Here is an 11,959-nt window from a genome sequence, read left to right as displayed (position 1 = left end):
TGAACGATGGCAACAAAGAGGCTGGGGCGCTGGAGAGGCTACGCGGTCACCCGTTTGACACAAGAGCTTTACAACGGCAGACCTGCACGAGCTTGAAAAAAACAAAAAGCCCCGCCACCACAGCGGGGCTTCTGGTAAAAGTCTGTGAAAGTGCCCGGGACTGGACTCGAACCAGCACGCCCTTGCGGGCACCGCCCCCTCAAGACGGCGCGTCTACCAATTCCGCCACCCGGGCAGCAACGTGACCCCGGCAGGATTCGAACCTGCGGCCCCCTGATTAAAAGTCAGGTGCTCTACCAACTGAGCTACGGGGTCTGCCGCTAGAGGTATGCCAAGTTACAGCAAACCTCTCCTTCCAGGCAAGAGCGCTAAACGCCTAAGGCCGGGAAAAGGATTCGTGCTCGGCGGAACAAGGAGGCAATTAGGAAAAAATGCAAATGCCGCATCTACGATGCCGAGGACTGCTTTTGTTGGAAAAGGCGACGCAGGAGCATTACAAATGCATCGCGCTCTACTGCGGCTGAAGGGGGACGGATGCGGTAGAGCGGAAGGCCTGCCTGTTGCAGCACGCGTGCTTTGAGCACATCTCGCCTGCGACGAGCCGGTTCAGCGTGCAAAGGACTGTCCAGCTCAAAACAGTAACGGGGGCGGTAGGCGTCGTTGGGATCGAACACGACACAGTCGACCAGGGCGCGCAGTACGTAGCGGCGTTCTGAGGCGTTCAGCAGGTCAGCCATGCGTTCATAGTCAATGAGGCACGAGAGGGCTACGTTAGGGTAGACCAGATAGGTTGGAAATACGTCACGAACAGCCTGAAAGAATACAAATTCCTGCTCAGAGCGAAACAGCGAAGGAGGGGTAGCGGGTTGGGTGGGCATATGCTGTTGCACAGCGAAACCGTTCCAGTCTTCCCAGGCGACGCTGGAGGCAGGCGTTTCGAGCAGCCGAGCGCACTCGGGATGCGTTGGGCACCAGCGGGCGTAGCGTCGGGCCACCTCGGGGCGATTGGCATGCCGGCGCACCAGTTCAGCGACGAGGTCCGCAAAGACTGCCTCCGGGAGCGGGTAGAGCCGGCCGGTGTGCAGCAGAAAAAGTTGTTCCAATACCGCCTGGCTGAGCTCAGGCAAACGGGGATGCAGCTCCTGGATAAGCAGCGCAGCCGCATGGCGCCATAGCGGATCGATAGCAAGCAGGGTGCGGTGTCGGTAAAGCAGGTCAAGCGCCGGTGTCCAGGCCTGTTCCTGCACGTACCGGTAGAGCGTTTCGACATCGACCGCCTTCGCAGGCGTCTTCATGTTTTGCGCCAAAAACGTATCTTGCCCGTACGGTAACCGACCACCAGCCGGATCACTCCCATGAAACGTCTGACGGCCGGATGGATCCTGCTCCTGCTGAGCCCTGCTGTCTGGGCGCAGCCGCAGCTCACGGTCGAGAAGATCATGCAGGATCCAAAGACCTGGATTGGTGACTGGCCCGATAATCCATTCTGGTCTGAAGATGGCCAGTTTCTGTATTTCTGGTGGAATCCCAAAGGCCAGTTCCCTTCTGACTCGCTCTTCAAGGTATCCCGTAACGGGGGAACCCCTGAAAAGGTCTCACCAGAAGAACGCCGCAGCCTGCCGCCCGCTTTTGACGGCTGGCATCATGGCACGTGGGTGTATGACGCGGACTTTCGGCGCAAGGTGTTCGTGCGAGACGGGGATCTGTACCTTTATGATCGCAGGGAACGCCGGCTCACGCGCCTGACCCGAACGCCTGCTCGGGAGCAGAGTCCGCGCTTTACGCCTGATGGACAGGCCATCGTATTTGTCAAAGAAAATAATCTGTTTCAACTGGATCTGCGTACAGGGGCGCTTACGCAGCTAACCGACCTGCGCCGTGGCAGCAAGCCACGGGAGCGCAAGCCAGATGCGCAGGATGCGTTCCTGAAAGCGCAGCAGCGCGCTCTCTTCGAAGTGATCCGAAAGCGAGAGGCGTTGCGGGAAGCGCGCCAGAAGGCGCTGGAGCAGGATCGTAACGCCGAGAATCCCCCGCCCACCTTTTATTACGGGAATAAACGGGTGGAGCAACTGCAGCTTGATCCCACCGGTCGTTTTGTTACGTTTGCGCTGACTACGTCTCCGCCGCAGGATAAAATGACGGCTGTCATGGATTATGTGACAGACTCAGGATACGCGCGGGAGCTACCGGCGCGGCCCAAGGTAGGCGTGCCACCTGGTAGTTTTGAGCTATACGTGCAGGACCTGGTGCGCGATACGACCTACCAGATTGACCTGCATCAGGTACCCGGCGCCTATGACGTGCCCGAATACCTGCGAGCGCAGGGTGTCGAGCCCGACTCGCAAAAGACCAGGCGCTTTCTATATGCCTACGGACCGTACTGGAGTGGAGACGGCCGGTATGCTGTGCTGGAAATTCGGGCACGTGACAACAAGGATCGATGGATCGTCCGGCTGGACCCGGAAACCGGACGGCTGACCGTGCTGGATCGACAGCATGACGAGGCCTGGATTGCCGGGCCGGGCATCTCCTGGTTCGGGGGGCGGAGCACCATGGGCTGGCTACCGGATAACCGCCATTTCTACTTCCAGAGCGAACGCACCGGCTACAGCCACCTGTACGTAGTGGACGTCGAAACCGGCCAGATCCGACAGCTTACCGAGGGCGAATTTGAGGTGTTCAACCCGTTCATTTCCCGCGATGGGCGATACTGGTATTTTACCAGTAGTGAAGGCTCCCCGTTTGAACGCCATTTCTACCGGATGCCCATTGAGGGCGGACCGCGCCAGCGCCTCACGACGCTGACGGGGCGCAACGACGTGGTGCTGAGCCCCGATGAGCAGGTTATGGGCATCCGCTATTCCTACAGCAACCGGCCTCCCGAGATTTATCTGCAACCCCTGCGGTGGGGCCGTCCGGCCGAACCGCAGCGCATCACGCATTCGCCCACGGAGGAATGGCTGGCCTATCCATGGCGCGACCCGGAAATCCGGTTCATCGAAGCATCAGATGGGGCCCGGGTGCCGGCGCGCGTCTATGAACCGGATTCCCTGAACGGAGCCGCCGTTTTCTTTGTGCACGGCGCAGGGTACCTGCAGAACGTGCACCGCTGGTGGAGCAGTTATTTCCGCGAGTACATGTTCCATAACCTGCTGGCCGACCGAGGTTACCTGGTACTGGATCTTGACTACCGGGGCTCGGCCGGCTATGGCCGCGACTGGCGCACAGCCATCTACCGTCACATGGGCGGCCGGGATCTGCAGGACTACGTGGACGCTTCGCGTTACGTGCAAAAGCACTACGGCATTCCGCCTGAGCGGGTCTTTATCTATGGCGGTTCCTATGGAGGCTTCCTCACGCTCATGGCCCTCTTTACGGAAGGCGAGCATTTCGGTGGGGGGGCAGCGCTCCGAGCGGTAACTGACTGGGCGCACTACAACCACCCCTATACTTCAAACATTCTGAATACGCCCGAGACCGACTCCATTGCATTTGTGCGCTCGTCACCCATTTACCATGCGGAAGGGCTGGAAGACCCGTTGCTTATGTGCCATGGGCTGGTGGATACGAACGTGCAGCCCCAGGACATTTTCCGCCTGGTGCAGCGGCTGATTGAACTGGGCAAAGAAGACTGGGAGCTGGCCGTCTACCCCGTCGAAGGGCACGGCTTTCGGGAGCCGTCGAGCTGGACCGACGAATACCGGCGCATTCTGAAGCTCATTGAGGAGACGATAGGACCCAACCGGTGCCCCCGTTGACGTCTGACCGTTCGTAGAAGTTCGGCGCCAACCCTACCGCTGGGCGCGGTCGAAGTTGATCAGGGACACCCAAAAAGAAAGCCCCGCCACTGGCGGGGCTTTCTGCTTGCGAGTGCTGGCCAAGTCAGAAGGTATACCGCAGGCCTAACTGCATCTGCCAGCGGGAGCTATAGGTGCCAAAGTCTTTGACCAGTCGATCGAAGATATCCTGCTTGCTCTTGATATCCAGCAATCGGAAGGTGTAGACTGGCGTAAGGTCCCCGTTTTCAGGATCCCGGAATTCTTCGAACTGCACCACGGCATACTGGAAGGGGCGGTTATACCGAATGCCCCATTCGGCGCCAAAGAGCTCGCCCAGCAGGTTGGTAAAGTTGAAGATGTCCAGGGTGAGTTCCACCTTGTGGCGGCGTCCGCCGATGTTGGTAAAGACCTCCTGGGCGATCTTCAGGTCGAGTACAGATTCAAAGGGCGTGCGGTCGCCGTTTCGTTCGGCATACTTGCCGCGGCGTTTGCGCAGGTAGGGGTTGCCTTCGATAAAGGCCTCCAGGGCTGCGGCCTGTTCTTCGGGCGTGATGGTGCGGCCGCCGCTGGTGTAGGGCTTGAAGACCAGCTCGTTAGCGTTCCGCGGTACATAGAACAGGGCAACGTCCCGCGACTCTGGACCTTCGCCGATCATGTAGCGGCTTCGGCCGATGGTATAGGAAAACGGCCGGCCGGATTCTCCCGTGTAGAACAGCGTAATGGTGGTGGCCAGCCGGTTAAAGAAAGTGCGCCGGTAGGTCAGTTGCCCCAGGATACGGTGGCCAATGGAGAAGTCAGAGCGGGCCAGGCCGATGTTGTTGGCGCCGCGGACATGTTCGTTATAGCGCCAGAGCGACACGATCTGGGAGGAGGTGCCGTCGTTAACAGCGAACGCATCGCCATAGGTGTAAGACAGGCTGGCATAGAGCGTGCGCCCGAATTCTTTCTGGAGCTGAATGGTAAAGTCGTAAGTGTATCCCTTGGATGTGTTGGTGGCCAGCATGATGGACGAGTAGCGGCTGTCAATCAGACTGGCCCGGCGGTCGACGCGGCCGCGCCGGTCGAAGCCGTAGGCGTAGATCGGGCGGTTGTCCGGGCCGGAGAGTTGGGCGTTCTGGGGCTTCAGGTTGATGTTTTTGACCAGAATATTGTTGAGCGTCTTGGTAAACTGCCCTTCGATGGTGGCAATGATGCCGTAAGGCAGCTCATAGTCCAGGCCCAGACTGGTGCGGAAGACCCGTGGGTAGCGGAAATTCCGGGCGAAGATCTCCAGCCGGCCGCTGGGTATCAGGGCATCGGGTGAGATGCCAAAGTCCACCGGACTGAGGGCGTTGCGAGGGTCGGGGCGGAACTCAACCGGGCCGCCTCGGAAGATGAAGCCCGTGTTGACCCCGTTGTTGAGGAACATGCCGCCCGGCCAGACGAAGGGTACGCGGCCCAGGAAGATGCCAGCTCCACCGCGAAGCTGGGCACGCCGGCCATTGGAAGACAGGTCGTAGTTAAACCCGATGCGGGGGGAAATGTACAGCAGGGCTCGTGGGGTCTGGCCAGGCCGGGCGCCTTCCAGGTCGTAGTACTGCGAGACGGCCGGGATTGTGGTGTCAAACACGTCCGGCGCATACCGCGGCCGCGTTGTGATTTTCGGGATATCGAACCGCAGGCCCGCCGTAACGCGCAGCCGGTCGTTTACCTGGTACTCATCCTGTACGTAGAAGCCGATCTGGAAGGCCTTAAAGGCACCGATGTTGTCGGCTTCGTCCCCGATGTCGCTGCCCACCAGCGAGAATCCCCGCTGGAAAAAGGCACTGGCCGGTTCTACGTCAAGTCCATATGCCTGACAGGTGGGCGTAACGACCTGACCGTCGCGAGCGCTGGCAGCGCAGACAGATTGCAGAAAGTCGTCGACGCTGTCGTAAAAGTACCAGCCAAAGTTGAAGGGAATAAAGAGGTTCGCGATGTTGTAGTATTCAAAATGGGCTCCCAGGGTGAACGTGTGGCGGCCTTTGAACCAGTTAAAGTTGTTCGTGATGGTGAAGATGTCCTGGTTGAGCATGTTGGCGGTTGAGAACGGTTCGGGGCCCAGCAGAATATCGCCCTGCCCGTCCTCAATATTGACTGTGGGAAACGGCTGACGGTCGATGTCGCGGTCGTCCCGGACCCGGGTGTAGCCCACAATCAGCTTATTGGCATAGGAGGTGCCCAGCACGCTGTTGAGTTCGACCGTGGTAAAGAGCGTGCGGTTGGGGAACACCTCGGTGCGGTCCAGGAAGACGATCTGGAAGGGACCACTGTCGAATTCGTCACGGTTGTCCGAGGCCGAATAGCTCAGACGGGCGCTCAGCTTGTGTTGCGGATTGATGTTCCAGTCCAGGCGCACGAGCAACTTATTGTCGTCGAGCGTAGCTGCCTTGGTGCCGTACGTTCCCGGGTCATATCCCAGTTCTTCGCGGAGCACCGTGCGGATTTCATCCAACCGGTGAGCCGATTCCCCGAGGTATTCACCGGGCACGTAGGGTTGCGGCGTCTCGGAGCGAAGCAGCTCGGCATTGACGAAAAAGAACAGCTTATTGCGCAGGATGGGACCGCCCAGTCGGAATCCGTAGCGCTGATTGATAAAGTCAGGCAGCCGCTCGCGGCGCTGGCCCGGCAGGGGTTTGGGAGTCAGGCCTGCCAGCATTTCGTTGCGCAGGAAATAGTAGACGGAGCCCTCATACCGGTTGGTGCCACTGCGGGTTACTGCATTGATGGCGCCACCGGTGAACCCACTCTGCGTCACGTCATAGGGAGAGATGTTGATCTGGAACTGCTCGATGGCGTCCAGACTGATGGGCGTAGCGCCGGTCTGCCCGCCGTTGGTGCCCTGCGCCGACAGACCAAACACGTCGTTGTTTACGGCGCCGTCGATAAAGATAGCGTTATAGCGGTTGTTCTGGCCGGCAATAGAAATGGCCGGACCGTCATCGTCGTCGTTTTCGACATATGCTTGCGGCACCAGCCGCACAAAGTCGGCCAGATCGCGTCCGACGGTAGGCGCTGTATTGATGCGGGTTTCGTCCAGGTTGACTCCCACGCCTGTTCGCGTGGCGTCAAACACACCGGCAGCGGCCACAACCTCCACGGCTTCCAGTTCCGCCACCTGAGGTTCCAGCCGCACGTTCAGCACGAAGGTTTCACCCAGTCGTAGCATAATGTTTTCGCGCACGTACGGCTGGTAGCCCACAAAAGTGATGCGTACCTGGTAGGGGCCGCCCACGCGCATGTTGGGGATGAAAAAGACCCCATCTACATTGGTGGCGGTGCCATACTGGGTGCCCGAGGGCATGTGGGTGGCTACTACGTTGGCTCCTGGTAGCGGCTCGCCCTGCTCGTCGCGCACCACGCCCCGCAGGGCAGATGTGGTTACTCCCTGCCCGTATGCGACTCCAGCCACCAAAAAGAGCAATCCAAGCAAAAGATAGCGTCGCATGATCGCCTTGCAGGTAGGTGAACGAAAGTTCAATTCCGCCAATAAATTAAGGTACGCTCTCTGAAGCCGGCAATGAAGTCTTGGGGTATTCTAACCAGCAGACGACTTGTATTCTTGAGGCCTACCGTGTATACTTGTCCTAATAAGTAGGGGATAAAGCCAAGACGCGCAAGGTTTTTAGCGAGTATGAGGGGTGTGCAGCTAGCCCGGTGGTGTTTACAGTTTGGTTTAGGAGTGCTGGGCGGATTTCTGGTGGGATTCGGAGGAGGGATGGGAGAGGTTGCGCGCGCGCAGGGGTTTGAGGAGGCGGTGGTGAATATTGGCAATGTGGGGCTGACCATTACGAATGCGGGGTTTGTGGGGCGAGCCAATGTGCGTAACAATCCGGCCGGCCCGCCTTCGTTCGAGTATCCGCTCGACTCGGGTGTTGAGCATCTGTTTGAGGCAGGGCTCTGGATCGGGGCAATCCGGAGCGACGGCATTATTACGGTACGTACCGGGGCCGTCACTGCAGCAGGTGGCTATCGACCCGGCGCGGCAGGGTATGAGCTGGCCCCCCTTGAGCCGATTATTGAGCGCTCCACGCTCCCTACCTCGCCGGTTTTTACGCGCGCGGCCGTTAGTCATCAGGACTTTTTAACGGCATATACCGACACAGCCCGTTTCCTGCCGGGTACCCTTATCCCGATGCCGGATCCGGCCGGTCAGCTCGGCGCCAAAATTATCCAGACCAGCTACGCCTGGAATTTTCCCTTTACCGAAAGCTTTGTTATTATTAACTTTGACATTATCAATATCAGCGATCAGCCCTGGGACAGCGTCTACGTAGGGCTTTATCATGATCTTGTGGTGCGTAATGTGAACACGACGCAGGACCAGGGAAGCGCTTTCTTCAACAAAAATGGGGTCGGGTTTATCGACAGCCTGCATGCTACCTATGCCTTCAATGCGGGAGGAACGGAGGAGTCGATCAATACCTATGGGGCTATTGCGTTTCTGGGAGCTGAGTGGCGGGATCCTCGCACGGGGCAGTACCGCTTTTTCCATCCGAACGTGGCGGAGGAGTATGTGCGGGATGGCTACACGCCGCCTATCGTGAATCCTCGCTGGTGGCTGTTTAGCGGAGGAACCGACGAACGCTCGCGGCCAGGCGACGACCGCACGCGCTACCAGCGCATGGGCACGCCCTATCCCAATCCGGCTGACTATCCAGGATGCCAGGGCGTGCAGGATCTGGCCTGTCAGGATCCGGATTATCTGGAAGCGCTTCGTACATGGCGGGAAGAGCTGCGGACCGCCGGCCAGCGCTCCCAGGGCAACTGGATCGGCCTGACGCCTATCGGGCCCTTCCGGCGCGTGCTACCGGGCGACACGCTGCGCGTGACGTTTGCCTTTGTCGGGGCGCTCAAACCCGAAGCCTATCAGGGACTGGCCGGACGGCCCGTCGACAACGCGGAAAGCCGCAGGCTGCTGCGCAAGAACTTGTTCTGGGCCCGCCGAACCTATGCTGGCGAAGACCTGAACTATAACGGACGCCTGGATCCGGGCGAAGATGTCAACGGCAACGGCCGGCTCGATCGCTACCTCATCCCTGAACCACCCCCACCCCCGCGCGTGCGCGTCGAATTTACCACCGACACCGATCCGGAGACCGGCCGCACGCGCACCGGCGTGGTGCTCTACTGGGACCGAAGCGCTGAGGCCGCTGTCGATCCGGTAACCGGACGACGAGACTTCGAAGGCTATCGCATCTATCGTACAAATCCCGGTGATGATCTGCAGGGCAATCTGCTGGATCGCGCCGTCCTGATTGCGCAGTATGACAAACCCGGAAATCGAACCGGCTTCAACAATGGCTTTGCCGCTATTCGACTCTCAGAGCCCGTTACGTTCCCAGACGATACGACGCAGTACTGGTATCGCTTCGAAATGCCGGATCTCAAAGCGGGCTGGCAATACCTGTTTATCGTGACTGCCTTCGACGAAGGAGATCCAGACGCCGGTCTGGAACCTCTCGAATCGTCGCGAACCGCTGGTGCCGTCCGGGTCTTTCCGGGGACGATTCCTACCCGGCGTGGACCCGTGGGCGTCTATCCCAATCCCTATCGGGCTGGAGCGGCCTGGGATGGCGGAACGAGCCGAACGCGCAAGCTCTACTTCTACAACCTGCCCCCCCGATGCGAAATCCGCATCTATACGCTGGCCGGCGAGATTGTCAAAACGCTCTACCACGACGCCGCCACCTACCGCGGAGATATCCGATGGTTCAATGACTTCAGCGGTCCCGGCCGCCAGTTCAGTGGAGGCGAGCATGCCTGGGATCTGCTTTCTGAGAATGGTCTGGAGCTAGCAGCCGGCCTCTATCTCTTTACCGTAAAGGACCTGGAGACCGGTGAAATCCAGCGTGGAAAGTTTGTGATCCTTAAATAACCCCCTAACCACCACCAAAACCCCGACTGCCATGCAACGCATTGCTACATTCATGCTGCTGATGCTGGGCATCGGGCTGATGCTGCCAGCTCGTGCTCAAATCAAAGACGTAACCGTGCGGGAGATTAACCAGATTCACCCCGACAGTCTGGCCCTGCTCAAGCAGTTAGGCGCCAACCTTGATATCAGCCGCATTCAAAGCTTGATTCGCTCGCCACTGACCGGCGATACAGTACGGTTCACAGGCGTGGTCATGAGCGACCCGCTTAACTCGGGGCTGGCCAGTCTAAACCAGGATAATGTGCCTTCGCGCCTGCATGTGTTCGTGCGCGACACGGCTGCCATCTCCCAGGGCAAAGATGGCATGACCATCCAGATTGTGGACGGCTCCTACGAAACGACAGGGCTGAAGAACCTGACCAAAGGGGACGTGGCCACCTTCACGGCGGTGGTGACCTACTTTGGCCATACGATTCAGTTGACGCCTATCAGCATTGAGTTCAAAGGGCACTACACTACGCTGGGGTTGCCCGACAGCCTGCTCGATCCGGTGGTGGTTACTACAGCCGATTTGAATATGAACATGGCCACCGGCAAAGTGCAGGTGAACTGGGATAATTTCGCCCGGCTGAATAACCAGTACGTCCGAATCGAAAGCGCTACCATCCTGCGCAGCACGCTGGCGGACCAGGGACGGCCCAACTGGCTATTTTCGAGCGACAACGGTCAGACTTTTGTGCAGGCGGACGACATCTCACTGCGCTTCCGGAACGACCGTGCTGGCTATCCCGCCGAATACAACCGCCGGGATCCCGGCGATCCGTTCCGGCCACCACCGCCCGGGGCGCTGATCAACGTGCAGGGCTTTGTGGTCTTCCGGGGTACGTTCGAAGCGTTTGATCTGGGAGCGGTTCCGCCCGGTGCCATGCTGAAACTGGCACCTTTTGAAGATACCGACCTGGAAGTGCTTGAGTCGCCACCAGCCATTTCCGACGTCAGCCGTCCTACCTTTGTCCCGGGCAATGCACCGGTAACCGTTACCTTTAATGTGACGCCTGACCCGAACCGACAGCTTGCAAAAGTAGAGCTGCACTACTATACCAGTTCGCAACCCGACACCCAGATCGTCCAGGCTGCTCCGGCCGCTGCGAAGACAGGACAGGGCACGCTGGCGCTTTATCAGGCCGACATTCCGGCAGCGCCAGATGGAGATTTTGTGGTCTATTGGATAGAGGCGGAGGACAATACAGGGGCGCGCGTGCGCTCAGACGATCAGTACTACCGCGTCCTCTACAATGGAATCACGCAGGTAGCTCACGTCCAGGAAACGCCTACCGGTGGGCCGGGAGGCAGTCCGTTTGTCGGGGTTACGACGGACATGAACCTGAACGTTGTCGTGCAAAGTCAGCCGGCTATTTCGGGGATGGTAGCCGTGCAGGACGATGCGAATCTGGGACCGTGGTCGGGGATTCTGCTGAACCTGCCCTCGACGGTCCGGGATACGCTGCAGCGGGGTGACCGGCTGCACATCACCCGGGCCCATATCCGGGAGCGGTTCGGGGTAACCGAGCTGGACAGTGTGGTCTTTACGAAAACAAGCACGGGTGATTTTCTGGGCTACAAGCTAATGACCACAAACGATCTGGTCGATCCAGCCATAGCCGAAGCGCATGAAGGAATGCTTGTGCGCTTTGAGAACGTTACCATTATTAATCCGGATGAAGGCTATGGAGAGTGGTCTTTTTCCTCAGATGGAACCGCAGAAAACAAGGTAAAGGCCGACGACCGCTCGGCAGCTATTCCCAGAGACTTTGCGGCAAGCACCTTTCAGGCTGGCGACCAGCTCGCGTTCATCCAGGGGATCTGGTGGTACTCGTTCGGCGAGTACAAGCTCGTGCCCGAAGATCCGGCCACGGATATTGGCACCATCACGGATGTAGATCCGGGCGAGGCGCTACCGGCCACCTTTGCGCTGGCACCGAACTATCCCAACCCCTTTGCCGACGTTACCACGCTGCGTTACACGCTGCCCCAGACCGGACCCGTCCGGCTGGAGGTGTTTGACCTGCTGGGCCGCCGGGTGGCCGTAGTGGTCGACGGCGTGCAGCCAGCCGGCATGCATGAGGTGAAGCTAGACGGCCGGCATCTGTCGAACGGGCTTTATGTGGTGCGCCTGACCACAGAGGCGGGTACGGCGACGCGCATGATCGTCCGTATGAAGTAATGGGTTGGCCGGGTGGGCAGCGGCTCTTAGAGCCGCTGCCCACCCGACAGATTATGGTGC

The 11,959-nt window shown here is 59.2% G+C and carries 5 protein-coding genes and 2 tRNA genes; 3 read left to right on the top strand and 4 right to left on the bottom strand.

Going from position 1 to position 11,959, the window contains the following annotated elements; all coding sequences use genetic code 11:
* Positions 1-151 precede the first annotated feature (151 nt).
* The 3 genes from BUA15_RS10510 to BUA15_RS10500 form a co-directional block, all read right to left on the bottom strand.
* A tRNA-Leu gene (locus BUA15_RS10510) sits at positions 152-235 on the bottom strand.
* Positions 236-242: 7 nt separating this feature from the next.
* Positions 243-315: transfer RNA gene (locus BUA15_RS10505), tRNA-Lys, on the bottom strand.
* A 131-nt stretch (positions 316-446) separates the two neighbouring features.
* Positions 447-1,295 carry a DUF2726 domain-containing protein gene (locus BUA15_RS10500; protein ID WP_072715953.1) on the bottom strand — a complete coding sequence of 283 codons (849 nt, stop codon included), beginning with the start codon at positions 1,293-1,295 and terminating at the stop codon, positions 447-449.
* A 60-nt stretch (positions 1,296-1,355) separates the two neighbouring features.
* Between BUA15_RS10500 and BUA15_RS10495 the strand changes: the two genes are divergently transcribed.
* Positions 1,356-3,758, top strand: coding sequence for an alpha/beta fold hydrolase (locus BUA15_RS10495; RefSeq protein WP_072715952.1), 2,403 nt, complete (start codon positions 1,356-1,358; stop codon positions 3,756-3,758).
* Between the two features lie 124 nt (positions 3,759-3,882).
* On the opposite strand, the gene BUA15_RS10490 is transcribed toward BUA15_RS10495, so the two are convergent.
* Positions 3,883-7,245, bottom strand: coding sequence for a TonB-dependent receptor (locus BUA15_RS10490; protein WP_072715951.1), 3,363 nt, complete (start codon positions 7,243-7,245; stop codon positions 3,883-3,885).
* A gap of 186 nt (positions 7,246-7,431) precedes the next feature.
* Between BUA15_RS10490 and BUA15_RS10485 the strand changes: the two genes are divergently transcribed.
* Together BUA15_RS10485 and BUA15_RS10480 are read left to right on the top strand one after the other, a co-directional pair.
* A complete protein-coding gene (locus BUA15_RS10485) occupies positions 7,432-9,675 on the top strand; it encodes a hypothetical protein (RefSeq protein WP_072715950.1) in 2,244 nt (747 codons plus the stop codon).
* A gap of 31 nt (positions 9,676-9,706) precedes the next feature.
* Complete coding sequence (locus tag BUA15_RS10480; RefSeq protein ID WP_072715949.1) at positions 9,707-11,899, top strand: T9SS type A sorting domain-containing protein; 2,193 nt, start codon at positions 9,707-9,709, stop codon at positions 11,897-11,899.
* Positions 11,900-11,959 lie beyond the last annotated feature (60 nt).

Source organism: Rhodothermus profundi (genome assembly GCF_900142415.1).
GTDB lineage: Bacteria > Bacteroidota > Rhodothermia > Rhodothermales > Rhodothermaceae > Rhodothermus > Rhodothermus profundi.
The sequence above is the reverse complement of the archived record's forward strand: the minus strand, read 5'-3'. Positions and strand labels throughout refer to the sequence as shown.

Excerpts from the sequence above, each read along its gene's own strand:
- BUA15_RS10485 (WP_072715950.1), top strand. The coding sequence starts at position 7,432 with ATGAGGGGTGTGCAGCTAGCCCGGTGGTGTTTACAGTTTGGTTTAGGA.
- BUA15_RS10495 (WP_072715952.1), top strand. The coding sequence starts at position 1,356 with ATGAAACGTCTGACGGCCGGATGGATCCTGCTCCTGCTGAGCCCTGCT.
- BUA15_RS10490 (WP_072715951.1), bottom strand. The coding sequence starts at position 7,245 with ATGCGACGCTATCTTTTGCTTGGATTGCTCTTTTTGGTGGCTGGAGTC.
- BUA15_RS10500 (WP_072715953.1), bottom strand. The coding sequence starts at position 1,295 with ATGAAGACGCCTGCGAAGGCGGTCGATGTCGAAACGCTCTACCGGTAC.
- BUA15_RS10480 (WP_072715949.1), top strand. The coding sequence starts at position 9,707 with ATGCAACGCATTGCTACATTCATGCTGCTGATGCTGGGCATCGGGCTG.